Source organism: Streptomyces sp. NPDC002125 (assembly GCF_053593715.1).
This window is the reverse complement of sequence record NZ_JBSFDD010000001.1, coordinates 575684-601575: the sequence shown is the minus strand read 5'-3', so window position 1 is coordinate 601575 and position 25892 is coordinate 575684. Positions and strand designations below refer to the sequence as shown.

Annotated in this window: 25 protein-coding genes, 1 pseudogene and 1 riboswitch; of the genes and pseudogenes, 9 read left to right on the top strand and 17 right to left on the bottom strand. The window is 70.3% G+C overall.

Annotation, left to right across the window (positions count from 1 at the left end; all coding sequences use genetic code 11):
- Nucleotides 1–22: 22 nt before the first annotated feature.
- A riboswitch (cobalamin riboswitch) is annotated at nt 23–145 on the bottom strand.
- Nucleotides 146–198: 53 nt separating this feature from the next.
- The 4 genes from ACWCQM_RS02615 to ACWCQM_RS02600 all read right to left on the bottom strand — a co-directional run bounded on the left by ACWCQM_RS02615 (nt 199) and on the right by ACWCQM_RS02600 (nt 3696).
- The gene (locus ACWCQM_RS02615) at nt 199–699 is read right to left on the bottom strand and encodes a GNAT family N-acetyltransferase (RefSeq protein WP_450913538.1); all 501 of its coding nucleotides are present in this window, start codon (nt 697–699) and stop codon (nt 199–201) included.
- A 120-nt stretch (nt 700–819) separates the two neighbouring features.
- Nucleotides 820–2454, bottom strand: coding sequence for a monocarboxylate uptake permease MctP (gene mctP, locus ACWCQM_RS02610; protein WP_450913537.1), 1635 nt, complete (start codon nt 2452–2454; stop codon nt 820–822).
- A complete protein-coding gene (locus tag ACWCQM_RS02605; protein WP_450913536.1) occupies nt 2451–2714 on the bottom strand; it encodes a DUF3311 domain-containing protein in 264 nt (87 codons plus the stop codon). Before ACWCQM_RS02605 ends, mctP begins: the two co-directional genes overlap by 4 nt.
- A 211-nt stretch (nt 2715–2925) precedes the next feature.
- Nucleotides 2926–3696 carry a GntR family transcriptional regulator gene (locus ACWCQM_RS02600; protein WP_450913637.1) on the bottom strand — a complete coding sequence of 257 codons (771 nt, stop codon included), beginning with the start codon at nt 3694–3696 and terminating at the stop codon, nt 2926–2928.
- A 283-nt stretch (nt 3697–3979) separates the two neighbouring features.
- On the opposite strand from ACWCQM_RS02600, the gene ACWCQM_RS02595 reads away from it, so the two are divergent.
- From ACWCQM_RS02595 to ACWCQM_RS02580, 4 genes are all read left to right on the top strand, one after another.
- Nucleotides 3980–5278 carry a sugar ABC transporter substrate-binding protein gene (locus tag ACWCQM_RS02595; RefSeq protein ID WP_450913535.1) on the top strand — a complete coding sequence of 433 codons (1299 nt, stop codon included), beginning with the start codon at nt 3980–3982 and terminating at the stop codon, nt 5276–5278.
- Between the two features lie 123 nt (nt 5279–5401).
- A complete protein-coding gene (locus ACWCQM_RS02590) occupies nt 5402–6418 on the top strand; it encodes a carbohydrate ABC transporter permease (RefSeq protein WP_450913534.1) in 1017 nt (338 codons plus the stop codon).
- Nucleotides 6415–7287: a carbohydrate ABC transporter permease gene (locus ACWCQM_RS02585; RefSeq protein ID WP_450913533.1), complete on the top strand. Its 873-nt coding sequence runs from the start codon at nt 6415–6417 to the stop codon at nt 7285–7287. The genes ACWCQM_RS02590 and ACWCQM_RS02585 overlap by 4 nt, the downstream gene beginning before the upstream one ends.
- Before the next feature lie 9 nt (nt 7288–7296).
- Nucleotides 7297–8823, top strand: a complete 1527-nt coding sequence (locus ACWCQM_RS02580) for a glycoside hydrolase family 3 protein (RefSeq protein ID WP_450913532.1) — start codon at nt 7297–7299, stop codon at nt 8821–8823.
- 69 nt (nt 8824–8892) lie between these two features.
- On the opposite strand, the gene nagB is transcribed toward ACWCQM_RS02580, so the two are convergent.
- Complete coding sequence (gene nagB / locus ACWCQM_RS02575) at nt 8893–9678, bottom strand: glucosamine-6-phosphate deaminase (RefSeq protein ID WP_450913531.1); 786 nt, start codon at nt 9676–9678, stop codon at nt 8893–8895.
- Nucleotides 9679–10235: 557 nt separating this feature from the next.
- Here nagB and ACWCQM_RS02570 point away from each other — a divergent pair.
- Entirely contained in the window at nt 10236–11717 is a 1482-nt protein-coding gene (locus tag ACWCQM_RS02570) for a sensor histidine kinase (protein WP_450913636.1), read from the top strand.
- Between the two features lie 180 nt (nt 11718–11897).
- Here the strand turns inward: ACWCQM_RS02570 and ACWCQM_RS02565 are convergent, their stop codons facing one another.
- Together ACWCQM_RS02565 and ACWCQM_RS02560 are read right to left on the bottom strand one after the other, a co-directional pair.
- Complete coding sequence (locus tag ACWCQM_RS02565) at nt 11898–12155, bottom strand: WhiB family transcriptional regulator (protein WP_003953983.1); 258 nt, start codon at nt 12153–12155, stop codon at nt 11898–11900.
- A 320-nt stretch (nt 12156–12475) separates the two neighbouring features.
- A complete protein-coding gene (locus tag ACWCQM_RS02560) occupies nt 12476–13444 on the bottom strand; it encodes a diacylglycerol/lipid kinase family protein (RefSeq protein ID WP_267079658.1) in 969 nt (322 codons plus the stop codon).
- A 205-nt stretch (nt 13445–13649) separates the two neighbouring features.
- Between ACWCQM_RS02560 and ACWCQM_RS02555 the strand changes: the two genes are divergently transcribed.
- A complete protein-coding gene (locus ACWCQM_RS02555) occupies nt 13650–14099 on the top strand; it encodes a hypothetical protein (RefSeq protein ID WP_450913530.1) in 450 nt (149 codons plus the stop codon).
- Nucleotides 14100–14221: 122 nt separating this feature from the next.
- On the opposite strand, the gene ACWCQM_RS02550 is transcribed toward ACWCQM_RS02555, so the two are convergent.
- The 3 genes from ACWCQM_RS02550 to ACWCQM_RS02540 all read right to left on the bottom strand — a co-directional run bounded on the left by ACWCQM_RS02550 (nt 14222) and on the right by ACWCQM_RS02540 (nt 16085).
- Entirely contained in the window at nt 14222–15184 is a 963-nt protein-coding gene (locus tag ACWCQM_RS02550; RefSeq protein ID WP_450913529.1) for an RNA polymerase sigma factor SigF, read from the bottom strand.
- Nucleotides 15181–15594, bottom strand: a complete 414-nt coding sequence (locus ACWCQM_RS02545) for an anti-sigma regulatory factor (RefSeq protein ID WP_450913528.1) — start codon at nt 15592–15594, stop codon at nt 15181–15183. The genes ACWCQM_RS02550 and ACWCQM_RS02545 overlap by 4 nt, the downstream gene beginning before the upstream one ends.
- A 230-nt stretch (nt 15595–15824) precedes the next feature.
- On the bottom strand, nt 15825–16085 hold the full coding sequence (locus ACWCQM_RS02540) for a UBP-type zinc finger domain-containing protein (RefSeq protein WP_450913527.1): 261 nt from the start codon (nt 16083–16085) through the stop codon (nt 15825–15827).
- A 35-nt stretch (nt 16086–16120) separates the two neighbouring features.
- Here ACWCQM_RS02540 and ACWCQM_RS02535 point away from each other — a divergent pair, with 35 nt between their 5' ends.
- Nucleotides 16121–17722 carry a Na+/H+ antiporter gene (locus tag ACWCQM_RS02535; RefSeq protein WP_450913526.1) on the top strand — a complete coding sequence of 534 codons (1602 nt, stop codon included), beginning with the start codon at nt 16121–16123 and terminating at the stop codon, nt 17720–17722.
- On the opposite strand, the gene ACWCQM_RS02530 is transcribed toward ACWCQM_RS02535, so the two are convergent.
- From ACWCQM_RS02530 to ACWCQM_RS02520, 3 genes and pseudogenes are all read right to left on the bottom strand, one after another.
- Nucleotides 17698–18633: a 1-aminocyclopropane-1-carboxylate deaminase/D-cysteine desulfhydrase gene (locus tag ACWCQM_RS02530; RefSeq protein WP_450913525.1), complete on the bottom strand. Its 936-nt coding sequence runs from the start codon at nt 18631–18633 to the stop codon at nt 17698–17700. The genes ACWCQM_RS02535 and ACWCQM_RS02530 overlap by 25 nt on opposite strands.
- 33 nt (nt 18634–18666) lie before the next feature.
- Nucleotides 18667–18885: pseudogene (locus tag ACWCQM_RS02525) on the bottom strand (XRE family transcriptional regulator); the annotation flags it as partial.
- Nucleotides 18886–18899: 14 nt separating this feature from the next.
- A complete protein-coding gene (locus ACWCQM_RS02520; RefSeq protein WP_450913524.1) occupies nt 18900–19616 on the bottom strand; it encodes a TetR/AcrR family transcriptional regulator in 717 nt (238 codons plus the stop codon).
- Nucleotides 19617–19730: 114 nt separating this feature from the next.
- Between ACWCQM_RS02520 and ACWCQM_RS02515 the strand changes: the two genes are divergently transcribed.
- On the top strand, nt 19731–20438 hold the full coding sequence (locus tag ACWCQM_RS02515) for an NAD(P)-dependent oxidoreductase (RefSeq protein WP_450913523.1): 708 nt from the start codon (nt 19731–19733) through the stop codon (nt 20436–20438).
- 207 nt (nt 20439–20645) lie between these two features.
- Here ACWCQM_RS02515 and ACWCQM_RS02510 read toward each other — a convergent pair whose 3' ends face one another.
- From ACWCQM_RS02510 to ACWCQM_RS02500, 3 genes are all read right to left on the bottom strand, one after another.
- Complete coding sequence (locus ACWCQM_RS02510; RefSeq protein WP_450913522.1) at nt 20646–21236, bottom strand: peptidoglycan recognition protein family protein; 591 nt, start codon at nt 21234–21236, stop codon at nt 20646–20648.
- Nucleotides 21237–21377: 141 nt separating this feature from the next.
- Nucleotides 21378–22574: a globin domain-containing protein gene (locus ACWCQM_RS02505; RefSeq protein ID WP_450913521.1), complete on the bottom strand. Its 1197-nt coding sequence runs from the start codon at nt 22572–22574 to the stop codon at nt 21378–21380.
- A gap of 129 nt (nt 22575–22703) precedes the next feature.
- Nucleotides 22704–23156 carry an RrF2 family transcriptional regulator gene (locus tag ACWCQM_RS02500; RefSeq protein ID WP_450913520.1) on the bottom strand — a complete coding sequence of 151 codons (453 nt, stop codon included), beginning with the start codon at nt 23154–23156 and terminating at the stop codon, nt 22704–22706.
- A 138-nt stretch (nt 23157–23294) separates the two neighbouring features.
- On the opposite strand from ACWCQM_RS02500, the gene ACWCQM_RS02495 reads away from it, so the two are divergent.
- Nucleotides 23295–24692 (top strand): FAD-binding oxidoreductase, encoded by a 1398-nt coding sequence (locus tag ACWCQM_RS02495; protein WP_450913519.1) that lies wholly within the window; start codon nt 23295–23297, stop codon nt 24690–24692.
- Here the strand turns inward: ACWCQM_RS02495 and ACWCQM_RS02490 are convergent.
- Nucleotides 24689–25699: a questin oxidase family protein gene (locus ACWCQM_RS02490; protein WP_450913518.1), complete on the bottom strand. Its 1011-nt coding sequence runs from the start codon at nt 25697–25699 to the stop codon at nt 24689–24691. The two genes, ACWCQM_RS02495 and ACWCQM_RS02490, sit on opposite strands and share 4 nt — an antisense overlap.
- Nucleotides 25700–25892 lie beyond the last annotated feature (193 nt).

The window sequence follows — 25892 nt, the reverse complement described above, 5'->3', positions numbered from 1 at the left end:
CGTCTCGGCGTCCGGTTCGGTCGAGCCGGACGCGCTGTCGACAGGTCTTCGGACTTCGGGTGCGCCGAAGCACACCGATCACACCGTTGCGGGACAGTTCCGGATTCGCACCGGATTCCCCTGCGGCGACAGCGAGGTCGAGCATACATGTGGGGGCTGCCTGCTGAGGCAGCCCCCACATGTTGTGTCGCGGAGGAGTCAGAGAGCCAGGCGGTACGTCAGCAGCCGGAGGGCGGGCAGCGGGTTCCAGTCCCGCTCCGGGGTCCGTACGAAGCCGAGGCGCTCATAGATCCGGTGGGCGCCACGCATGGCCGGCTGCGTCGACAGGACGATCCCGGAGCACCCTCCGGCGGCACTCGCCCGGTCCACGCACGCCCGTACGAGCGCCTCGCCCGCGCCCCGTCCACGAGCCTCCGGGGATACGGCGAGCATCCGGAACTCGGCCTCGTCCGCGGCGGCGACGTCCGCCCACGGGCCGCCGGACGCGACGTAGGTGACGCCGCCCAGCAGCCGGCCGTCGCCGTCGACCGCGACCAGCACCTCGGTCTCGGCCGCTCGCTGCCCGACGGCGCGGAGCTTCTCCAGATAGGGGTCGTCGGCGCCGAGGTCCAGGAGCCCGTCCCTGAGATACGCCTCGGCGGTGATCCCGGCCAGGGCCTCGTACTGCGCGGGCCGGATCCGCCTGATCGATAGGTCCATGGGCGCAGTCTGCCGCAGCCGGACGAGGGGACGCCTCCCTGTTTCCGGGGGCACGAACGACGCCGTCCCGGCAGGGTGGACCCTGCCGGGACGGCGTCGCCCTCCTGGTGCCCGCGGGGGTCAGTGACCGCCCGGGGCACCCACCGTGGCGGGCGGGAGCTTCTCCTGGACGCCGGGGTCGCCCACGTCCGCGGTGTAGTCGGACGGGGACGTCTCGTCGATGCCCGCCGGGGCCTTCACCGCGTTGAGGACGAAGGTCAGCACGACCACGACGAGGACGTTCAGCACGAACGCGGTGAGACCGATGTAGCCGATCTCGCCGATGCCCGGGATCTCCTTCGAGGACCCGCCGAAGTGCTTCTGGGTCGGGCTGGCGACACCGTACGCGGCCACCGTGCCGTAGATCATGCCGACCGCCCAGCCGGCGATCAGGGCCCAGCGGTGGAACCACCGGGTGAACAGGCCGCCCACCAGGGCGGGCATCGTCTGGAGGATCCAGATGCCGCCCAGCAGCTGGAAGTTGATCGCGACCGTCTTGTCCATGGTGAGGACGAAAGCGAGCGCGCCGACCTTCACCAGCAGCGAGACCAGCTTGGAGACCTTGGTCTCCTGGGCCGGGGTCGCGTCGGGCTTGATGAAGTCCTTGTAGATGTTGCGGGTGAAGAGGTTCGCCGCGGCGATCGACATGATCGCGGCCGGCACCAGCGCGCCGATACCGATCGCGGCGAAGGCCACACCCGCGAACCAGTCCGGGAACATGTTCTCGAACAGCTGCGGGATCGCGAGCTGTCCGTTGTCCACCTTGATCCCGGCGGCGATCGCCATGAAGCCGAGCAGGGCCAGCAGACCCAGCATCAGCGAGTACAGCGGCAGGATCGTCGTGTTGCGCCGGATCACCTCACGGCTGCGGCTGGAGAGCGTCGCCGTGATCGAGTGCGGATACATGAAGAGGGCCAGTGCCGAGCCCAGTGCCAGGGTGGCGTACACCCACTGGCCGGAGGCGCCCGGCGCGAGTCCGGCCACGGGTTTGCCCGCCGCCTCGTTCGCCGCCGAGAACTTCTCGTTCGCCGCGGCGAAGATGTTGTCGAAGCCGCCCAGCTTTATCGGGATGTAGATGATCGCCACCGCGATGACGAGGTAGATCAGGCCGTCCTTGACGAACGCGATCAGCGCCGGCGCACGCAGGCCCGAGGAGTAGGTGTACGCCGCGAGGACCGCGAACGCGATCAGCAGCGGCAGGTCCTTGATGAACCAGTGCGTGGTCTCGCCGCCGCCGACTCCCATGACGTCCAGCACGGCCTGGATGCCGACCAGCTGGAGCGCGATGTACGGCATCGTGGCGAGGATGCCCGTGAGGGCGACCGCCAGCGAGAGCCCCTTCGAGCCGAAGCGCCCCCGGACGAAGTCCGAGGTGGTGACGTAGCCGTGCTTGTGCGAGACCGACCACAGACGCGGCAGGAAGGTGAAGATGAGCGGATAGATGAGGATCGTGTAGGGGACCGCGAAGAAGCCGGCCGCCCCCGCCGCGTAGACCGCCGCAGGGACCGCGACGAAGGTGTACGCCGTGTAGAGGTCGCCGCCCAGCAGGAACCAGGTCACCCAGGTGCCGAACGACCGTCCGCCCAGGCCCCATTCGTCGAGGCTGGCCTCGTTCTCGGCCTTGCGCCAGCGCGCGGCCATGAATCCGATGACCGTGACGGCCAGGAAGAAGAAGATGAACACGGCGAGTGCGACGCCGTTCACACCGTCCTTCATGCGGAAGCACCTCCCTTGCGGGCGCGCTGGTCACGCTGCCACAGCTTGTACGCGACCATGGTGAGCGAGGTCGAGATGAGCACCCAGAGCATCTGGTACCAGTAGAAGAACGGGATGCCGATGAAGGTCGGTTCGATCTTTGCGTACGAGCCCACCCAGAGCATCGCCACGAACGGGGCTATCAGACAGAGCGCGATGACCACCCTGACGGGTGTCACGGTGGGTCCTGTCGGTGGGTTCGCTTCGTTTTCTTCCGGCATATGGCGACTCCGTCCCCTCGCTGATCACCTGGTGTAATGCGCAGGAAATCTAGGCGAGAGGTCCGGCCATCGTCACCCCCCGTCCGCATTGCGGTCCTGCAACGGTCCGCCGCGCACGGGAACAGGCGTGGCCGGAACCCGCTGCCGCCCGGAACGACCGATCCCCTCGCGCGGGCGCGAGGGGATCGTGGGGCGAGAGGTCCGGGCGGTCTCAGTCGGTGGGACGCTTCAGGCGCGCCACGAACTTGTAGCGGTCGCCCCGGTACACCGAGCGCACCCACTCCACGGGTTCGCCGTGTCCGTCGATCGAGTGACGGGAGAGCATGAGCATCGGAAGGCCGACGTCCGTGCCGAGCAGCCCCGCCTCGCGCGGGGTGGCGAGCGAGGTCTCGATGGTCTCCTCGGCCTCGGCCAGCCGGACGTCGTACACCTCGGCCAGAGCGGTGTAGAGCGAGGTGTACTTCACCAGTGAACGGCGCAGCGCGGGAAAGCGCTTGGCCGAGAGGTGCGTGGTCTCGATGGCCATCGGCTCCCCGCTGGCGAGACGGAGCCGCTCGATGCGCAGCACCCGCCCGCCCGCGGTGATGTCCAGCAGTCCGGCGAGCGTGTCGTCCGCCGTGACATAGCCGATGTCCAGCAGCTGGGAGGTGGGCTCCAGGCCCTGGGCGCGCATGTCCTCGGTGTACGAGGTGAGTTGCAGGGCCTGGGAGACCTTCGGCTTGGCCACGAAGGTGCCCTTGCCCTGGATGCGCTCCAGCCGGCCCTCGACCACCAGCTCCTGGAGGGCCTGGCGCACGGTGGTGCGCGAGGTGTCGAACTCGGCGGCCAGGGTCCGCTCGGGAGGCACCGGAGTGCCCGGCGGCATGGTGTCCGTCATATCGAGGAGATGGCGCTTGAGCCGGTAGTACTTGGGGACGCGGGCCGTGCGCGCACCCGCACCCGCACCGGTCTCGCTCGTCACTCTGCCCCCGTCGGCACCCATGGCCCGCCTTCCCGACTGCTGCGTTGCTGCCGTCACCGGCTCCTCCGTCTGTCGCGGCTCACATGGTGGCACGGTCCGGTCACGGGTCGTCGCCCTCCCTCAGGTGTCGGTCCGATAACGGACGCGAGTGCACTTCTTATACACCCTTGACACCCCTAAAGGTCTAGGCCAAGCTCCCGGTACTGGTCTAAACCATTAAAGACCAGGTCCCAGCCCCACAGGCACCAGGCTTACGTCTTCGCGGTGGGCGGGGGGTTGCTGGTATCCCTGAGGAGGGTGTGGCATGAAGCGCAAGCTCATTGCGGCAGTAGGCGTCGCAGCGATGATGACCGGAATCGCGGCGTGTGGTGGGGACAGTAATGAAAACGCCTCGAAGGATCCGAAGGACCGCACCGAGAGCCTGACGGTCTGGCTCATGGTCGACGCGCAGAGCACCTGGCCGGAACTGGTCAAGGACGTCAACGCGCAGTTCAAGAAGAAGTACCCGAAGGTCAAGGTCAACGTCCAGTACCAGCAGTGGGCGGACAAGGCCAAGAAGCTCGACACGGCCCTCGGCGGCGACAAGTTCCCGGATGTCGTCGAGCTCGGCAACACCGAGACGATGCAGTACATCCTGAACGGCGCCCTCGCCGAGATCGACCCCAAGAAGTACGACAACTCGGACACCTGGATCAAGGGTCTGAAGGACACCTGCACCTTCGAGGGCAAGCAGTTCTGCGTGCCCTACTACGCGGGCGCCCGTGTCGCGATCTACAACAAGGACATGTTCAAGAAGGGCACCGGCAGCGACGTGCTCCCGGAGACCGAGGACGAGCTGCTCGCCGCGCTCGACAAGGTCTCGGCGGAGTACACGAAGAAGGACAAGCGCTTCTCGTCCCTCTACCTGCCGGGCCGTTACTGGTACGCGGCCATGTCCTACGTCGCGGCCTACGGCGGCTCCATCGCCGAGTACGACGAGGGTGCGAAGGAGTGGAAGGGCAACCTCTCCTCCCCCGAGTCGCTGAAGGGCATCGAGCACTTCGTCAACCTGGTCGAGAAGTACAACAAGGCCGACCAGACCAAGGACGAGCAGGACCACGCCAACGTCATGGCCAACGAGAAGGCGGCCCTGATCTACGGCAACGGCTGGGAGGCCGGCTCCGTCGTCGACGGCGCCAACAACGGCAACCCGAAGCTCGAGGGCAAGATCGCGCCCGCCGGGATGCCCGGCCCCGAGGGCAAGGCGCTTCCGTCCTTCATCGGCGGCTCGGACCTCGCGGTGACCGCGAAGTCCAAGGTCGCCGACCTGGGTGAGGAGTGGGTCTCGCTCTTCACCAGCGAGAAGTCGCAGGAGGTGCTCGCCTCCAAGAACATCCTCCCGAACAACGAGAAGCAGCTCGAGCCGCTGAAGTCGAAGCCGGAGACGGCCGCCGTCGCCAACGCGGTGCCGGACGCCTGGTTCACGCCGATCGCGCCGGGCTGGACCTCGATCGAGAAGGAGGAGGTCCTGGAGAACATGCTCCTGGAGATCCTCAAGGGCACCTCTGCGGCCGACGCCGCCAAGAAGGCCGACGCCAAGATCAACGAGCTGATCAACAAGTAGTCGCGAGCCTTCGGCTCTCCAGGCGGGGGCCCGGCGAACACCGGGCCCCCGTCCCTTTCTTAGGTTGAGAACGCCGTGATTCCCGGGTAGAGACCCCGGGAATCCCGATGGAAGGTCAGTCACGTGACTGCTGCCGACACCAAGGCCGCCGGTCCACCGGTCCCCGTACCGGGTGTCCCGGAGAAGACCGGGAACCCGCCCTCCGAGCAGGAAGCCGCCGGGCCGGGCCCGAAGAAGCGGCGGAAGAAGGGGGAACTCCTTCCCTACTTCCTGATCCTGCCGGCGATCCTCGCCATCGCCGCCGTCTACGTCTACCCGCTGATCAAGACCGTGATCATGTCCTTCCAGGACATGGGGCGGGCGGCTCTCTGGGGCAACGGCGAGACGCCATGGGTCGGCCTGGAGCAGTTCACCAACATCCTCGGCGACCCCGAGTTCTGGTCGGTCGTCGGCCGGACCGTCGTCTTCATGACCGTCTGTGTCGTGCTGACGATGGGCATCGGGCTGCTGATAGCCCTGATGATGCTGAAGGTCTCCACCTGGGTCCGGCTGGTCCTCACCGTGGCGCTGATCGCCGCCTGGTCCATGCCCCTCATGGTGGCCGCCTCGGTCTTCCGCTGGCTCTCCGACTCCGACTACGGCCTGATCAACACCCTGCTCGCCGACATCACGGGCAACGAGGACCGGTGGCTCGGCCACAACTGGTTCCTGGACCCCTGGCAGGGATTCGGCATCATCACGCTCCTGGTCGTCTGGGGCGCCATCCCGTTCGTCGTGATCACCATGTACGCCGCGCTCACCCAGGTCCCCAAGGAGCTGGAGGAGGCCGCCTCCCTCGACGGCGCCACCGCGTTCGGCGTGTACCGCTACGTGACCTGGCCGGTCATCAAGCCGGTGTTCACCATGGTCGCCACGCTCTCGGTCATCTGGGACTTCAACGTGTTCGGCCAGATCTGGCTGCTCCGCGGGAACAAGCCCGAACCCGAGTACGAGACCCTCGGCCTCTACTCCTTCTCCAAGGCGTTCGAGTCCACCTCCTTCAGTCAGGGCAGTGCGATCGCGCTGATCACCGTCGTGATGCTCTCCGGCGTCGCCGTCTACTACCTGCGCCAGCTGATCAAGACGGGAGAGGTCGAATGAGCGCCTCCACACCCACCGACGCGCCGGCCCAGGTCCTGAGGCCCGACCGCAAGAGGAACCGCCTCGGCTACAACATCCTGGCGCTGGTCACGGCCGGTCTCATGGCCTTCCCGGTCTACTGGCTGATCGTCAGCTCGCTCCGCCCGAACCACGAGATCCGGTCCTACGACCAGACGCTGTGGCCGTCGTCCCTCACGTTCGACAACTTCGCGCGCGCGGTGAAGCAGGACAACTTCGCCACGGCGATCCAGTCGAGCCTCATCGTCTCGGTCACCGCCGTCCTCGGCGGCATGATCATCGCGACGCTCGCGGCGCTCGCCATCGGACGCTTCCGCTTCTTCGGGCGGAAGGCGCTGATGATGATCATGATCCTCGTCCAGATGCTTCCGCCGACCGCGATGCTGATCCCGATCTACCTCCAGCTCAACGCGATGGGGGGCATCGACGAGTACTGGGGACTCATCGTCGTCTACCTCGTGTCCACGCTGCCCTTCGCGACCATCATGATCCGCGGGTTCGTGATCAACATCCCGGTGGAGCTGGAGGAGTCCGCCATGGTGGACGGCTGTACCCGCATGGGGGCCTTCCGCCGTGTCATCTTCCCGCTGCTGGCGCCGGGGCTCGCCGCCGCGTCCATCTTCGCGCTGGTCAACGCGTGGAACGAGTACCTGTTCGCGTACATCCTGATCAACGACAACTCCAAGTACACGCTCAACGTGTGGCTGATGACCTTCACCACGGAGCGCGGAACGGACTACGGCGCGCTGATGGCGGCGTCCACGCTCATCTCCATCCCGGTCGTCATCTTCTTCATGATCATCCAGGGGAAGATGGCTACGGGGCTCACCTCCGGCGCCGTGAAGGGATAACGCAGCCCCATGACCACCCTCGTATCCACCACGGACACCGTGACCCGTGACGCGCTCGCGGTCCTCCAGCCCGGCTTCACCGGCACGACCGCCCCCGACTGGCTCCTGCGCAGGGTCGGCGAAGGCCTGGCCTCCGTCGGACTGTTCGGCCGCAACATCGACTCTCCCGAGCAGCTCTCCGCGCTCACCGCCCGGCTGCGGGCCGAGCGGGACGACGTACTCGTCGCGATCGACGAGGAGGGCGGCGACGTCACCAGGCTGGAGGTCCGCGACGGCTCCTCCTTCCCCGGCAACCTCGCGCTCGGCGCCGTCGACGACGTGGAGCTGACCCGGGCCGTCGCCCGGGAGCTCGGCCGCAGGCTGGCCGAGTGCGGCGTCAACCTCAACTGGGCGCCGTCCGCCGACGTCAACTCCAACGCGGGCAACCCGGTCATCGGCGTACGCTCCTTCGGCGCCGATCCCGCGCTGGTCGCCCGGCACACCGCCGCGTACGTCGAAGGGCTCCAGGCCTCCGGCGTCGCCGCGTGCACCAAGCACTTCCCCGGGCACGGCGACACCGCGGTCGACTCGCACCACTCGCTGCCCCGCATCGATGTGGACCTGGACACCCTGCACGCCCGTGAGCTGGTGCCTTTCCGGGCGGCTCTCGCAGCGGGTTCCAAATCAGTGATGAGCGCACATATCCTGCTACCCGCACTCGACCCGACCCGGCCCGCGACCCTGAGCCCGCAGATCCTCACCGGTCTGCTGCGCAAGGAGCTGGGCTACGACGGGCTGATCGTCACCGACGGCATGGAGATGGACGCCATCGCCGGCACGTACGGCATCGAGCGCGGATCCGTACTCGCCATCGCCGCGGGCGCCGACGCGATATGCGTCGGAGGCGGCCTGGCCGACGAGGAGACCGTGCTGCGGCTGCGCGACGCGCTGGTGACGGCGGTGCGAACCGGTGAACTGCCCGAGGAGCGGCTGGCCGACGCCGCCGCACGTGTACGGGCCCTCGCGTCGTGGACGCGGGGGGCCAGGGGGGCTGCCTCGGAGCCGGGCGCGGACACGCAGGAGGGGACCGCGCCCGGCACCGGAGCCGGCATCGGGCTGATCGCCGCCCGCCGTGCCCTCACGGTCACGGGCTCCGCCGAGCCGCTGACCGAGCCGGCGTACGTCGCGGCCTTCACCCCGGTCGCCAACATCGCGGTCGGCGCGGAGACCCCCTGGGGCCTCGGTGCCGAGCTGTCCCGGATGCTGCCGGGCACCACGACGGACACCTACGGCAGCGACAGCGAGGCACCCGCGGCCGAGGTGCTGAGGGCGGCGGGGGAGCGGCGTGTCGTCGCCGTCGTCCGCGACCTCCACCGGCACGCGTGGATGGCCGCCGCCGTGGACGCCCTGGTGGCGGCCCGCCCCGACACGGTCGTGGTGGAGATGGGCCTGCCCGAGGCGCCGCCCCGGGGCGCGTGGCACATCACGACGTACGGCGCGGCGCGGGTGTGCGGCGTCGCGGCGGCGGAAGTGATCACGGGATCCACCGGGTCCTGAACCGGCCGGGAAACGCGTGAGGGCCGGGTCACCGCACAGGTGACCCGGCCCTCACGCGTACGGGGAGGCTCAGAGGCCCTGCCACCGCGGCTTCGCCGCGTAGGTGGCGCGGAAGTAGTCCGCCAGCTTCAGCTTCGACGCGGCCGCCTCGTCGACCACGACCGTGGCGTGCGGGTGCAGCTGGAGCGCCGAGGCGGGGACGACGGAGGCCACCGGGCCCTCGACCGTGCGGGCCACGGCCTCGGCCTTGCCCTCGCCGGTGGCCAGCAGGATCGGGTGGCGCGACTCCAGGATCGTGCCGATGCCCTGGGTGATGACGTGGCGGGGCACCTGCGCGATGTCGTCGTCGAAGAAGCGCGCGTTGTCGATCCGGGTCTGCTCGGTCAGCGTCTTGATGCGGGTGCGGGAGGCGAGCGAGGAGCACGGCTCGTTGAAGCCGATGTGCCCGTCGGTGCCGATGCCGAGCAGCTGGAGGTCCACTCCGCCCGCCTCGGCGAGCGCCTTGTCGTACGCCTCGCAGGCGGCCTGGACGTCCTCGGCGGTGCCGTCGGGGCCCATGAACGACTTCTCGGACAGCCCGAGCGGCTCGACGACCTCGCGCAGTACGACGGAGCGGTAGGACTCGGGGTGGCCCGCGGGCAGTCCCACGTACTCGTCGAGCTGACAGATGCGGGCGTCCGACGCGTCCACGGAGCCGGAGCGGACCTTCGCCGTGAGGGCCTGGTAGATGGGCAGCGGGGTCGAGCCGGTGGCAACGCCGAGCAGGGCGTCGGGCTTGCGGCTCAGCAGGGCCGCGATGGCCTCCGCGATGAGTTCGCCGCCTGCCGAGGCGTCCGGGACGATGACAACTTCCACGCTGGGCCTGCCGATCTGAAGAGTGGCGGGTGGTATAGACCAATCTAAATGCCCAATCTAGCAGAACGGGGCGGCTCGGAGGTGAACCGTCCGTATACGGGTCGCCGGTTGTCGCCCTGTCGGCGGACGGTCACATCCGCGGGGGTGGAAGCCCCTCGGAGGGCCTCGCGGGCCCCCCGGAAACACCCGCGGGCCGCGGCGCCGGGACGGGACCCTCAGCCCGTCCGGCACCGCAGCCCGGAGCTTCCTGGCCGGCGGTGTGCGGTGCCTCCGGCCATGTGGGGCACCGGCGCAGTCAGGGCAGAGAGCGCCGGGTACCCCGGTCCGTTCTCCTGTGCGGGGAGAACGGAGGTCTGTCGTGTGCGGGACGCTTCCTGAGTGTGTCCTGAGTGTGGCGTCCCTACACGGTGCATTGTGGACTAGACCAATAGCCCGTGTCCATCCGTGGGCGCGGAATTTCCTGTCGGCGTGCGCCCCTCCCACAGTGTCACGCATCCGCGGGCCGATCGGTTCGGAACCTCTTCGTTTCCGCGGGTACGCTCGCACATGTGCCCTCCATGAACGATCTGGTCCGCCAGCACACAGCCCTCAGTGACACCGACCTCGAGTGGCTCCATCTGCTGGTCTCGGAGTGGCAGCTGCTCTCCGACCTCTCCTTCGCCGACCTCGTCCTGTGGGTGCCCACCCGCGACGGGACCCGCTATGTGTCCGTGGCGCAGATGCGGCCCAACACCGGCCCCACCTCCTATCAGGACGACATGGTCGGCCACCTGGTGCCTCGTGGCCGCCGACCGCTGCTGGACGCGGCCCTGGACGAGGGCCGCATCGTGCGCGAGGGCGATCCGGAATGGCGGGAGGAGGTGCCCGTGCGGGTCGAGTCGATCCCCGTACGGAGGGAGGGGCGGGTCCTCGGGGTCATCGGCCGCAACACCAACCTGCTCACCGTGCGCACCCCGTCCAGGCTGGAGCTCACCTACCTCCAGTCCGCCTCCGACCTGGCCCAGATGATCGCCGCCGGGACCTTCCCGTTCCCCGGTCAGCAGGTCGACATGGACGTCTCGCCGCGGGTCGGCGACGGGCTGATCAGGCTCGACGCCGACGGCGTCGTGCAGTACGCCAGCCCCAACGGCCTCTCCGCCTACCACCGGCTCGGCCTGGCGTCGGACCTCGTCGGCCACAACCTCGGCGCGACGACCGCCGAACTCGCGCCCTCGCGCGGCCCGGTGGACGAGGCCCTGGTCAAGGTGGCGAGCGGGTACGCGCCCCGGGAGTTCGAGGTCGAGGGGGCCGGCGGGGTCATCCAGCTGCGGGCGATCCCGCTCAAGCCCAAGGGCGTACGCATCGGCTCGCTGGTCCTGCTCCGCGACGTCACGGAACTGCGCCGCCGTGAGCGGGAGTTGATCACGAAGGACGCCACCATCCGGGAGATCCACCACCGGGTGAAGAACAACCTCCAGACGGTGGCCGCCCTGTTGCGGCTCCAGGCGCGCCGGATGGATTCGGAGCGGGGCCGCGAGGCGCTCAACGAGGCGGTACGGCGCGTCGGTTCGATCGCCATCGTGCATGAGACGCTGTCCCAGAATCTGGACGAGCGGGTCGAGTTCGACGAGATCGCCGACCGGGTGATCGCGATGGTCGCCGAGATCTCCCCCGGAAAGGTCACCTGCCGCCGCACGGGGCGCTTCGGCATCCTCGACGCGGAAGTGGCCACTCCGCTCTCGATGGTGCTCACCGAGGTGCTGCAGAACGCGCTGGAGCACGCGTTCACGGTTGCCGAGCAGGGCACGGTGGAGGTGTCCGCCGTGCGCGGCGGCTCATCGGCCGACGCCCGGCTGCTGATCACCGTGACGGACGACGGGCGGGGGCTGCCCGAGGGCTTCGATCCTCAGAAGGCCGGCAACCTGGGACTCCAGATCGTGCGGACGCTGGTCGAGGGCGAACTCGGCGGCACCTTCGGCATGGTCCCCGCGCCGGTCCGCGGCACGCAGGTCGTGCTCGACATCCCCGTCCGCAACGCCCCCGCCCGGAACGAGAAGTAGCGGAGCACCGCTCTGCGGACACAGCAGTGGGCCCGGACCGTGGTGACGGTCCGGGCCCACTGCGTGGTGCTCACGGTGCGATGCGCTTCGGGGGTACTGCGCGCTGCGACTCGAAGGCGGGGCTGTGCGTACGCTCTGTACGCGCCGCCGGGCTGAGGCTCGTCGTGCGGGGGGCGTCGGTCAGGCGCTGGCGTTACGCGCCCGGTTGCGAGCGGCACGGCGCTTCATTGCGCGGCGCTCGTCCTCGCTGAGGCCACCCCAGACGCCGGAGTCCTGGCCGGACTCGAGCGCCCACTGCAGGCACTGCTCCATGACGGGGCAGCGACGGCAGACGGCCTTGGCTTCCTCGATCTGCAGCAGCGCAGGACCGGTGTTGCCGATGGGGAAGAACAGCTCGGGGTCTTCCTCACGACAAACGGCGTTGTGACGCCAGTCCATGGCTGCTACCTCTCCTTGGTATTACATGCTGGTGCTTGTGAATGTGAACGCTTTCACGAATCCCCCCGCAGACGAAGGTCCGACGCCCAGAAGAACTGGTTGTGGTCCTGTTGTGGTGAGGAGGGGTTCTGGCTCTCAGTGGAGGCCGATGTTGCGGGCCGTCCCGATCGCCATGTAGAGATTCGCAAACCTCGGCGGCGGATACAACCCCTTCTGGAAAGTTTTTTTTGATTCCTCGGTGTCGACTAGGTCACAGCCGTACTTCTAAGGGGTGGGGGCCAGCCCAAACGTTCGAGTCAAAGGACTTTCGCCCCTTCCACTCACACAATCACACGCAGTGCACGGCGTACGCCTGTGAACGTCACGCTCGTACGCAGTCCCAGGTGGTCGCCGTCCATCTGGAAGGGCAGCGGCGCCTTTGAATGCAAGGTGAAGTCCGTGAGGTCGTGCAGGGAGACGGCGTGCTTGCCGTGCGGGCCCTTCTCCGGGCTCGAAGTGAGCAGCTGAGTGGCGTACCGGGCCACCGCGGCGGTCGTCAGACGCTTCAGTCCGAGGATGTCCAGGCCGGTGTCGAAGGAGGCCTTGGGAGCGGCGTACATCGGACGATTCCCCAGGTAGGTCCAGGGAGCGGTGTTGCAGATTATGGAGAGCGCGAGGTCCGTGACCGGCTCCTGGCCGGGCACGTCCAGGGTGATCAGGCCGTTGCGCCGGTGCGGCTCCTCCATGAACTGCCGGACCACTTGGCGCACGTACAGCGGATGGGTCGAACGCTTGCCGCGCTCGCGCTTCTGCTCGACCCGGCCGAGTACGCCGGCGTCGAATCCGAGCCCGGCGCAGAAGGTGAACCAGCGTTCCGGGACGGCCTCGTCCCGTGTGCCCTGTGTGCCGCTCGCGAGGCCGAGGCCCACGGTGCGCTCGCTGCGGTCGGCGAGGGCGTCCAGGATGGCGCCGGTCGCCTCCACGGCGTCGTTGGGGATGCCCAGGGCCCTGGCGAAGACATTGGTCGATCCGCCGGGGACCACGGCCAGGCTCGGCAGGTTCTCCGGGTCGGGGCCGCGGTGCAGCAGCCCGTTGACCACCTCGTTCACCGTGCCGTCGCCGCCGAGCGCGACCACCAGGTCGATGTCGTCGGAGTCGGCGGCCCGGCGTGCCAGGTCGCGGGCGTGTCCTCGGTACTCGGTGGAGACGGCCTCGATCTTCATCTCGCTCGCCAGCGCGTGGATCAGCACGTCGCGTGTCCGCGCACTGGTAGTGGTGGCAGCTGGGTTGACCACGAGGAGTGCGCGCATGTCCGCCAGGGTACCCACCGCGCGGTACCGCCTGAAGTCCTGATCCATGGGGTGCGGGCGCATGTACGGAGAGTGACGTAGTCCGGCCGGTGGGTCCGTCGCGGTGCGGGTCGGCCGGTGGGCGGCCCGGCTCCGGTCCCGGGGTTCCGCTCCGCCTCCGGCCCCGGCTTCGCTTTCGGCGGGCCGGGATGCCAGTCTGAATGGCGTGAGCACTCAGCAGAACACGCCCTCCCCGTCGCCCTCGGCCGGCGTCGGGAAGCCGGGCAGGATCGCCGCCCTGGCCGCACTCACCGCGCTCGAAGGCGCGGCGCTCGCCATCGGCGGGATCTACATGCTGGCCGTCGGTCTGCTCGGCAGGCCCGACAGCATCCAGCAGGCGGAGATGGGAGGGCTCACGCTGGTGGCGCTCGGCCTGATCCCGCTGTTCGCCGCCCGCGGGCTGCTGCTGCGGCGCAGCTGGAGCCGCGGCCCCGCGCTCATCACCCAGCTCATGGCGATGCCGGTGGCCTGGACGCTGCTGAGGGCGCAGGGCGCCATGATCCCCGCCGGCATCGTGCTCGCCGCGGTCGCCGTGACGGCCCTCGTGCTGCTGCTGAACCCGGCCACCACGAAGGAGCTGGGCATCCGCGGACCGCGGACGACTCCGGGCGCCTGAGGCGGGCCGCGGAGGACTCCGGGCGCCTGACGCGGACCGCGGGCGACCCCGGACGCCTGACGCGGGCCGCCGCGGACGGCGGGACGCGCCGCGGCCTGCCGGGCCCGGCGCCCCGTCCTCGGCTACTCCTCGACGAGCAGGCGCTCGCGCAGCTGTGCCAGCGTGCGGGCGAGGAGCCGGGAGACGTGCATCTGGGAGATGCCGACCTCCTGCGCGATCTGCGACTGGGTCATGTTGCCGAAGAAGCGCAGCAGCAGGATCCGCTTCTCGCGCGGGGGGAGGTCCTCCAGGAGCGGCTTGAGGGACTCCCGGTACTCGACGCCCTCCAGGGCCTCGTCCTCGGAGCCCAGGGTGTCCGCCACCGCGGGCGACTCGTCGTCCGTGTCCGGTACGTCCAGGGAGAGCGTGCTGTAGGCATTGGCCGATTCCAGCCCCTCCAGGACCTCCTCCTCGGAGATGCCCAGACGCTCCGCCAGCTCGTGCACCGTCGGCGAGCGGCCGTGCTGCTGGGAGAGTTCGGCGGTTGCCGTGGTCAGCGACAGCCGCAACTCCTGGAGGCGGCGCGGAACCCGGACCGCCCATCCCTTGTCCCGGAAGTGGCGCTTGATCTCGCCGACGACCGTGGGGGTCGCGTACGTCGAGAACTCGACGCCGCGGTCCGGGTCGAACCGGTCCACCGACTTGATCAGGCCGATCGTGGCGACCTGGGTCAGGTCGTCCAGCGGCTCGCCGCGATTGCGGAAGCGGCGGGCCAGGTGCTCCACGAGCGGAAGGTGCATCCGCACCAGCCGGTTGCGCAGCTCGGCCTTCTCGGGCGAGCCGTCGGGAAGCTCCCGCAGCTCGATGAAGAGCGCCCGCGCCCCGCTCCGGTCGTGTGGATCGTGCTGCCTGTGCTCGCTCATCTGGCCCGCCCGCTCCGCCTGCGACTGCTCCCCCGCGACCGGACCGCCCCGCACCCCGTCCGCGCCGTCCGCCCCGTCCTCAGGATGCGGCCGGGCCTGCTGTTCCGGCAGGGCGGCGGGGCGCACCACCTCGGACCGGATCGTCTCGTCCCGCACAGGACCGTCCCCGTTCCCGTCGCTCACGCCGGCCCGGGTCCCGCGCCGCGCTGTTTGTAGAGGCTGATGCTGACCGTACGGTCGTCGGCGACCGTGGAGTCGACCTTGCCGGCCAGTGCGGAGAGCACCGTCCAGGCGAAGGTGTCGCGCTCGGGGGCGCGGCCGTCCGTTGTGGGGGCCGAGACCGTCACGTCGAGGGAGTCCCCGACGAGGCGGAAGACGCAGCTGAGGATGGAACCCGGCACGGCCTGCTGGAGCAGGATCGCGCAGGCCTCGTCGACCGCGATACGGAGATCCTCGATCTCGTCGAGAGTGAAGTCCAAGCGCGCTGCGAGACCGGCCGTGGCCGTACGCAGCACCGACAGGTAGGCACCCGCAGCGGGCAGCCGGACCTCTACGAAGTCCTGGTTCCCGGGCTCGCCTGCGATCTGGGACACCCTCACCTCCAAGGTGGCACAAACTCGTTCGAGGCTCCGGGACGAGTGCCCGGGGCCGTGCGGTCCGTCGTCGGTTCTGTGGTCCGGCGACGCTATCGCGCCCCATGATGCCGTGTCGCCGAGACTCCAACCCCGTCGTTACTCATGGTAGGCATATGAGCACACACAGTGGCTAGAGGTCTGCGGCGGTCAATTGCGAAGAACCGGCGCCGGTTTGACGTACCCAGACGTCAGACGATCGAACCGTCCTCGAAGCACCAGCGCCAGCTCTCCGCGCATTCGAAGCTGCGCATCACCGGATGACCGGTCTCCTTGTGGTGCGCGGTCGCGTGTTTCAGCGGCGAGGAATCGCAGCAGCCGACGTGTCCGCAGACGAGGCAGAGCCGCAGCTGCACGGGATGCGTCCCGGCCGCCCGGCACTCCAGGCAGGTGTCGCTGAGCGGGGCGGGCTCGGGGCGCGGCAGTTCGTCAACGTGGAGGCACTCTCTCATGATGGCCACGTTACGTCGGATGCGGGGACGGTGAGATGGACGCATTGCCGCTGGTGGCACTCGTCGCGGTCAGTGCTGCGGTCGCGGGGGCCGCCCGCAGGACGCCGGTGCCGGCGCCGCTGCTGCTGGTCGCCGCGGGCCTGCTCGCCGCGTATCTGCCGGGGGTGCCGGACTACACGCTGGACGCGCACGTCGTGCTGCCCTTGCTGCTGCCGCCCCTGCTGTACACCGCCGCGGTCGACAGCTCGTACCTCGACCTGCGGGCCAATCTGCGGCCGGTGGCTCTGCTCTCCGTGGGGTACGTGCTCTTCGCGACCTTCGCCGTGGGATGGCTGGCCTATCTGCTCGTCCCCGACCTGCCGCTGACCGCCGCGCTGGTGCTCGGTGCCGTCGTCGCCCCGCCGGACGCCGTCACGGCCGCGGCGATCGCCCGCAGGGTCGGACTGCCCGCCCGGGTCACCACGATCCTCCAGGGCGAGTCCCTGGTGAACGACGCCACCGCGATCACCGCCTTCAAGGTCGCGCTCGCCGCGGCCGTCGGCGAGGGCATGAGCTGGGGCGCGGGCGTCGGTGAGTTCCTGCTGGCCTCCGTCGGGGGCGTCGGCGTGGGCCTGCTGCTGATGGTGCCGCTGCACTGGCTGCGCACGCACCTCAAGGAGGCCCTGCTCCAGAACACCCTGTCGCTGCTGATCCCCTTCGTGGCGTACGCGGCCGCCGAACGGGTCCACGCCTCCGGTGTGCTCGCCGTCGTCGTCGTGGCGCTCTACCTGGGCCACCGCTCCTGGCAGGTCGACTTCGCGACGCGGCTCCAGGAGGCGGCCGTCTGGAAGATGGTCGCCTTCATCCTGGAGTCCGCGGTCTTCGCGCTCATCGGGCTGCAGCTGCCGTTCGTGCTCAGGGGCCTGGGCTCCTACGGCGTGGCCGAGGCCCTCGGTTACGCGGTCCTCGTGTTCGTCGCCGTGGTCGTCGTGCGCTTCGTCTGGGTCTACCCGGCGAGCTATCTGCCGCTGTGGCTGTCCAAGCGCATCAGGGAGCGCGAGGCCCCCCTCGCCTGGAGCTCGCCCCTGATCGTCAGCTGGGCCGGTATGCGCGGCGTCGTCTCGCTCGCCATCGCCTTCTCCGTCCCCCTGGTCACGCACGACGGCGAGGACTTCCCCGCGCGCAACCTCGTGCTCTTCCTGACGTTCACCACCGTCATCGGGACCCTGGTCGTCCAGGGGCTCACCCTGCCGCTCCTGGTGCGCGTGCTGAAGCTCCCCGGGCGCAGCGAGCGCGCCGAGACGCTGGCCGAGGCCCAGGCACAGAGCGAGGCGTCCGAGGCCGCGGACGCCCGGCTCGCGGCCCTGATGGAGGACCCGCGCAACGCGCTGCCCGACCCGCTCACCCAGCGGCTGCGCACCGTCATGGAACGGCGCCGCAACGCCGTGTGGGAACGGCTCGGCGCGGCCAACCCGGTCTCCGGGGAGTCGGCGGACGACACCTACCGGCGGCTGGCCAGGGAGATGATCGCCGCCGAGCGCGAGGTTTTCGTACGTCTCAGGGACGCACGGCAGATCGACGACGAGATGCTGCGCGCCCTGCTGCGCAGGCTGGACCTGGAGGAGGCCGCCGCCTACCGGGAGTCCGACACCGCGTGACCGGGCGCCCGGCCGTCCCAGGGGCTGCCGGTGACGACCGCGGTGACCGTGGAGCCCGGCGCGAAGGCGCCCTCCCCGGCGAGCACGGTCAGCCCGTAGAGGAGCTTCGCCACGTAGAGGCGCTCGACGGGCAGCCCGTGCCGGTCCTCGAAGTCCTCGGCGAAGGCCTCCAGCTCGGGGGGCGTACGGGCGTACCCGCCGAAGTGGAAGCGCTCGTCCAGGGTCCACCGCCCTGCCGGGGCCCCGAACGCTTCGCGCTGCAGGGTGCGCACCGCGTCCCCGAGGAAGCCGCCGCGCAGGACGGGGATTCCCAGGGCGCGCTGACCGGGGCCGAGCCCGGCGGCGAGGCCCGCCAGGGTGCCGCCGGTTCCGCAGGCCACCGCGACCGTCCCGGTCCGCCCGTGGAGCTCCCGGCCGAGCTCTGTGCAGCCCTGTGCGGCTAGCGCGTTGCTGCCCCCTTCCGGGATGACCACGCACGGGCCGAAGAGGCTCAGCAGGCCCTCCAGGACCTCCGGAGCGGCCTTCGCGCGGTATGTCGTCCGGTCCACGAAGTGCAGCCGCATGCCGTCGGCGGCGCACTGCGCCAGCGAGGGGTTCAGCGGACGGCGGGCCAGCTCGTCGCCCCGTACGACACCGACGGTGGGAAAGCCCAGCAGCCGACCGGCGGCGGCGGTCGCCCGGAGGTGGTTCGAATAGGCCCCGCCGAAGGTCAGCACGGTGCGCCCGCCGGCGTCCCGCAGATTGGGCGCGAGCTTGCGCCACTTGTTGCCCGGCAGGTCCGGGTGGATCAGATCGTCGCGCTTCAGCAGCAGCGTCACCCCGTGCCGGGCGAAGCGCTCGTCATGGACCTCCTCCAGGGAAGAGGGGAGCCGGGGCTGTAGTGCACGGGCGGGGTCTGCGGGCGGGCTCACCCCGCCATTGTCGCCATGCCGCACCCGCCGCCGTCACGGCGTCCGCGGCACGCCCCGGTCCCACAGCTCCTCGGCGTGCTCCGCGAACCGGTCGAACATCCCGTCGTCCCCCTGGCGGCGCAGGTGCGGGAGCGGCGAGTCGTGGCCGACGAGTCGCGCCGGGTGAGGCGTCACGAGTGCGTCACGGCCGAACCTGAACACCGAGATGGATACCTGGTTCACAGCGTCCTCGGGGCTGCTGAAGCGTGTCTCGGCGCTTGGGACGCTCAGCGCCGAGGCGGCATGCCCAGCGTCCGTGTGAGCTGGGCGAGTTCCTCCCGGAAGAGCTTCTCCGGGCTGGTGGTCTGAGTGCGCATATGGCCGTAGACCTCCAGTGACACCAGTCCGTGGAGGTGCCCCCAGATGCGCAGGGCGAGCGCGACGGCCGCGGGCGGCAAGTCGGGGAAAGCGGGACGCACCTTGTCGAGGAGCCCAGGATCGAAGTCGGACCAGTCGAAGGCACTGTCCTGGTAGAGGCGACCGGCGTGGGGCCAGGCGGCTGCCGCGAGGGCGGTGAGCCCGGTGCAGACCCGGCGTGCGGCATCCGGGGCGGGGCCTCCCTCGGGGGCCTGGTAGCCGGGCACGGGATCGCCGTAGATGAGCCGGAACCCCTGGGGGTTGACCAGGGCCCAGGCGCGGAAGGCGTTGGCCCATGCCTCGATCCGGACGGCGGGATCGGCGGAAGGCGTGGCTTCCCAGGCCGTGTCCACAGCGTCGGCCAAGGCGGTGTACACGTCGTTGATCAGCGTGGTGACCAGGTCGTCCCTGGTCGGGAAGTACCCGTAGATGGCGTTGGCGGTCATGCCCATCTCGCGGGCGATGGCCCGCAGGGTGATGGCGTCCGGCCCGCCCGAGGCCATCAACGCCAGTGCCACCTTCTTGATTTCGGCCGTGGTCTCGGCCCGTAGCCGCTCGCGCCTTCCCCTGCTTCCCGTGACTGTCACAACTGGCACTTTACAGCGTCGACTTACTTAACCGCGTGGTTAAACTTCACGGCGTATAGTTTCTGCACGGCGTCACTACAAGTGGCGTCCCACTCTGCATGCACAGGGGGAACCATGCACATCGGAGTCATCGGAGCCACGGGCACCATCGGCAGCCGGGTCGTCGCCGAGGCCCTCGACCGGGGCCACGACGTCAAGGCGTTCAGCCGGGACGCCGTTCAGGCGCAGCGCGAGGAGCGTCGGGCCAACATCACCTGGACGAGCGTCGACGTCCTCGACCCGAAGAGCATTGCTGGTGTCCTGCCCGGACTCGACGTCCTGATCAGCGGATTCCAGCCGGGCAATGCCGCCAAGGACTTCGCGGACACCGTCCGGCGCTCCATCGCCGACCCGACCGTCTACGCGACGGCGGCGCGAGCCCTGCTGAAGGCACTGGAGAGCCGCCCACGGACCCGGCTCATCGTGATCGGCGGCGCCGGCAGCCTCGAGATCGAACCGGGAGTGGTGCGAGCAGACTCCGACGAGTTGCTGCATGCCGCCCTCGACCAGCTCGGGCTGCCTCGCGAATACGCCGCAGCGATACGCGGTCACCGCGACGCCCTGGCCGTCCTGCGGGCCTCGAACCGGCTCTGGACCTACTTCAGCCCCGCAGAAGAGATCGGCCCGGGCGAACGCACCGGCCGCTTCCGGATCGGCGGCGACCAGCCGGTCGTGGGCGCCGACGGTCGCAGCCGCATCTCGGCGGAGGACGCGGCCATCGCCTTGATCGATGAAGCGGAGCTGCCACGCTTCGTGCAGCGCCGGTTCACCATCGGCTACTGAAGGCCGCGAGCCCACGTCCCTGTGGGGGATCCCATGGACTCCTCCACAGGCCGGGGCGACTCCCGTCCGAGCTGACCTGGTCGGGGGCCTTCCCTCGCATGAATCGTGAAGGCACTGGACAGTGCGGGGTCGGAACACCGCCTCTTCGCCGGTGATCACGCGGAGCGGCCCCCGGGGCCCAGGCACCCGTGGTGCCCCGGGGGCGTCCTACTTCAGCCGGTCGTGGATCCGGTTGCGCATCCCCGTCATCGAGAAGCCGCGCGGGTCGACCTTCCCCGGCTGCCACTCGCGGTGCCCGACGACCGAGGGGGCGTCCCAGCCGTGGAAGCGGCAGACGGCCGCCGCGGCCTTCTCGATGGCTTCGAGCTGCACCGCCGGCCAGGGGTCCTCGCCGTCGCCCAGGTTCTCGCACTCGAAGCCGTAGAAGTGCCGGTTGCCGTCGGTGTTGGACTCGTTGTCCGTCGGTAGGCGCTTCTCGGCGACGACGGCGCGCAGGACGTCGTCGTCGCCGAGGCCCGCGTGGTTGGTGCGGCCGTAGCCGACCAGATGCACCCGGCCGTCCTTGGCGATCACACCGTGGCAGAGCGGGCCCGGAAGCCCCGCGTGGCCGTCGCGGCAGATCTCGACCGTGCGGGCCGTGCCCCTGGTGACGGTGTGATGGAGCATCACCCCGTGCACCGGCCCCCAGGGGCCCTGGTGATTGCGGTTGTGTGTACGCCAGTCGCCCACCTGGACGACGGTGAGTCCTTCGTCCTTCAGGGCCTTGAGGAAGTTGCTCGCGGACATGGGTGAGGACATGGCCGACTCCTTCGCGGGGTGTGAACCGTTCCGTACAGCGCTTGTACCGGAACCTGCCCCTCCGGCAAACCTGTTCGAGCGCCGACCGCCGCTTGTACGAGCCGATTCGGACACCCCGCGCGTGCCCCCGGGGCGTCGGGCTCAGTCCTGGGCGAGCCACAGGTCGGGGCCGAACACCTCGTAGTGGATGTCGGCCGCCGCGACCCCCTTGGCGAGCAGCTGGGAGCGGACCGCGCGCATGAAGGGCAGCGGTCCGCAGAGGTAGGCGTGGGTACCCGGCGCGACGGGAAGGGCGCTCAGGTCCACCGTGCCCGTCAGCCCACCGGTGCTTCCGGGCTCCGGGTGCTCGTACCAGAAGTGCGCTGAGGCGTCGGGAAGTCCGGCCGTGAGCGCCGAGTGCTCGGCGCGCAGAGCGTGGTCGGCGGGCGACCGGTCGCCGTGCACGACGGTGACCGGCGACCGGTGCCCCTCGGCCGCCAGGTGTTCCAGCATCGACAGGATCGGGGTGCAGCCGATACCGGCCGACGCGAGGAGCAGCGGGGCGTCGGAGCCGTCGAGCACCAGGTCGCCGTACGGTGCCGAGACGCGGAGCCGGTCACCGGCGCGCAGCCGCGCGTGCAGGTGCGCCGAGACCTCGCCCTCGGGTCCGCTCCCGTCACGGACCCGCTTCACCGAGAAGGAGCGCAGATCGGCACCGGGCGCGCCGATGAGGCTGTACTGGCGTATCTGGTGTGCACCGTCGGAGAGTTCCACCTGCACGGAGACGTACTGGCCCGGCCGGAAGGCGGGCGCCGGTGAGCCGTCGGCCGGGGTGATCCGGAAGGTGGCCACGTCGGCCGTCTCCTCGCTGCGGGAGACGACCGTCCACTCACGCCATACGTCGCCGGCCGTCACGCCCTGCTGCGCGTAGAGCCGTTCCTCGATCGCGATCAGGGCGTTGGCCATCAGCCAGTAGACCTCGTCCCAGGCCGCGGCGACCTCGGGGGTGACCGCGTCGCCGAGCACCTCGGCGATGGCGGCGAAGAGGTGGGTGTGCACGATCTCGTACTGGGGGGCGGTGATGCCCAGGGAGGCGTGCTTGTTGGCGATCCGGCCCAGCATCACGTCGGGCCGGGTGCCGGGGTGTTCGACCAGTTGCGTGGCGAAGGCCGCAATGGAACCGGCGAGCGCCTGGCGCTGGGCGCCGGATGCCTGGTTGCCCCGGTTGAACAGGTCCCGGAGCAGCTCCGGGTGGGCCTCGAAGAGCATGCGGTAGAAGAGGTCCGCGATGTCCCCGATGGCCGCGCCGACGGCGGGGAGCGTGGCTCGGACGGTGACGGTCGAGGTCTCGGAGAGCATGCGTTGACTCCTCTGTCCACAGGCGCCGTGCGGCGGTCGCCCGGTTAATTGGTATGCAAGATGCTTATTTTTGTGCGGCGTGACGCCGCCCGTGCGACGGGGAGAGCGCGCGGGCGAGGTGAGGGTGGATCAGGCGGGCGCGGGGCGGCTGCGGCTGATGCCGAGCAGCAGCGGGCCGGTGGGGGAGGCGGTGAGATCGCCGACCGTGAGCGGGTCGAGGGAGGCGTAGAAGGCCTCCTCGGCCTGGCGCAGCGCGGAGCGGAGCCGGCAGGCCGAACGCAACGGACAGGGGGTGCTGCCCTCGCATTCGACGACCTCGCCCGGCCCTTCCAGCTGCCTGACCAGGGCGCCGATCGACGCCGACCGCCCGGCGGTGGTGAGGGAGAGTCCTCCGCCCCGGCCGCGACGCGCGTCGACGAGGCCGAGGTGCTGGAGGCGTGCGACGACCTTGGCCGCGTGGGTGTATGGCACCTGCATGGTGTCCGCCACCTCGCGGGTGGTCGGCGGGTCCTCGCCCTCTGCCGTGACGGTGAGGCGCATCAGCACCCGCAGCGCCACATCGGTGAATCGCGTCAGCCGCATGGCGGCAGAATAGATAAGTTGCATCCCGAATGCAACTTAGGCCGCCCGTCCGCCGCCGCACCGAGCGCGTCATGATGGACGGGTGCGGCTCCGTGGAGGATGCGGGGTGCGCGAGTGCGAGAAAGGTGGTCAGCGGCCGTGCCGAAGCCGAACGCAGCCGACGGGATACCGGCGGGCAAGGTCATCACCGACCCGGACAGCCTGGGCCGTTACGCACACGACGAGGCGGAGTGGGCCCCGGCCGGCCGGCCCCTCGCCGTCGTGAGGCCCCAGGACACGGACGAGGTGCGGGCCGTCGTCGCGTACTGCGTCGAGCACCGCATCCCCGTGGTGCCGCGCGGCGCGGGCACGGGGCTGTCCGGCGGGGCCAACGCGGTGGACGGCGCGGTCGTCCTCTCCTTCGAGGACATGAACCGGATCCTGCGCATCGACCCCGTGGAGCGTCTCGCAGTCGTCCAGCCGGGCGTCGTCAACGACGACCTGCGCGCCGCGTGCGCCGAACAGGGCCTCTGGTATCCGCCGGACCCCGCGAGCTCCCCGTGGTCCACCATCGGCGGCAACGCCGCCACCAACGCGGGCGGCATGTGCTGCGTCAAGTACGGCGTGACCCGGGACTACGTACTCGGGCTCGAAGCCGTCAACGGCCTCGGCGAGGTCGTCAGGGTGGGGCGGCAGACCGCGAAGGGCGTCGCCGGGTACGACCTGTGCGGGCTGCTGGTCGGCTCCGAGGGCACCCTCGGCGTGATCACCGAGATCACGGTGAAGCTGCGCGGCGCCCGGCTGGCGGAGCGTACGGTGGCCGGCTTCTTCGACTCGGTCGTCGCCGCGGGTGACGCGGTGAGCAGGGTGACCGAGGCGGGCATCGTGCCCTCCGCGCTCGAACTCCTGGACCGGCACTGCCTGAAGGCCGTCGACGAGTGGAAGAACATGGGACTGTCGGCCGACGCCGACGCGATCCTGCTCGGCCGCGTGGACACCCCGGGGGCCGCCGGGGACGCCGAGGCGGAGGCGATCAGGGCCTGTTTCGCGGCGGCGGGGGCCGTCTGGGCCGAGGTCTCCACCGACCAGGCGGAGGCCGACGCCCTGTTCCAGACCCGGCGGCTCGCCTACCCGGCGCTGGAGCGGCTCGGCCCGGTGCTCACCGAGGACGTGGTCGTGCCGCGCGCCCTGGTGCCCCGGATGCTGGCGCGCGTCGAGGAGATCGCCCGCGAGCACGACGTACGCATCGCCAACATCGCCCACGCCGGCGACGGAAACCTCCACCCCCTCATCATCACCGAGCCCGGTGACGAGGCGGCCCGGGCACGCGCCCAGCTCGCCTTCGAGGACATCCTCGACGCGGCGATCTCCTTCGGCGGCACGGTCACCGGTGAACACGGCGTGGGCCTGCTGAAGATGGGCGGGATGAACCGCGAGGTGGGCACCGTCAACCTCGCCATGCAGCGCGCGGTCAAGGCGGCCCTGGACCCCTACGGCATCCTCAACCCGGGCAAGGTCGTCGCATCGGGAGCGCCGCTGTCCGTCCGGCCGCGCTAACGCAGGGGCTCGCTGAGCTCGACGGCCCGCAGAGCCGCCGCGAGCGCCTGCTCGTCGCCGACGTCGAGTGCCGTGTCGGTCAGCTTGATGACGTGCTCGTCGCCGTGCGCCAGGGCCTGTTCGAAGACCTCCTCGGGCGTGAGCGAGCCCGGCGGGACATAGGTGACCGGTGCGTCGGGCGCGTACATGGCGGTGACCGCGGCGGACGCGGTCCAGGCGGCCCGGAGGCTCGGCACCCACAGGGCGCGGGGGAGTGCGGGGAGGGTGCGCAGGACGGCGTTGGGAGCCGTGGCGGCGTGCACCATCATCGTCTCCTCGCCGTGGCCGTGGGTGGCGTACCGGTGGGTGGCCGCCCGCACCAGCTCGGTGAGCCGGCTGTGCGCCTCGTCCGGGTCCGTGACGGAGGCGGCCCACACCGGCAGGCTCGTCACGCGCCCGAGCCTGGTGGGGAACCCGCCCTCCCGCTCGGCGACGGGCCGTACGGCGTCGAGGGCCCCGGCGGCGCTGTCGGCGCCCGCCACTAGGGCCAGGCCGGTGACGGGGTGGTGGCGTGCCGCCCAGTAACCGAGGCCGTGCGCCAGTTCGTTCAGCCTCGGACCGGTGCTCTCGCCGGCCAGCAGGGTGCGCACCGCGTGGCCGACGCGGATCACGGGGTGCGTCGATCCCCCGTACATGCCGGGCAGCAGGCGGGGCCACCACTGGGCGAGCACGTCGCGCCAGGGGCGCTCGGAGATCTCCCGGCCGAAGTAGCCGATCCAGTCGGCGGCGCGGCGTGGATCGCCCAGTGCCTCGGGCCAGTTGAGGTCCGTGACCGGCTCCACGGCCGGGGGGAACTCCTCCAGCCTGGACGCGTAGACATCGAGCCAGCGGTGCACCGAGCGTGCCTGTCCGTTGACGGCGAGCGCCTCCACGGCCATCGGCGCGTGGTTGGTGAGCCTGCCGAGCCGCTCGGGGCCCGAGGTGTGCAGGCGCTGGAGGGCTTCGTCGAGTGTGCCGGTCGTATCCATGCCGGGAACGCTAGGCCGCCGGGCCCGGGCGCCGTAACGGTCGCAAGCCGCAGCCGCGGCGGACCGGGGTCCTAGGTCCGGGGGCCCGGTTCCTGCTCTCCCACGGTCCGTGCGACGGCGCCCGTCGACGCGACATGCATGCGGCCGGGTGCGGGCAATGTGCCCCGCCCAAGCCTGATTAGTCACACTCTTT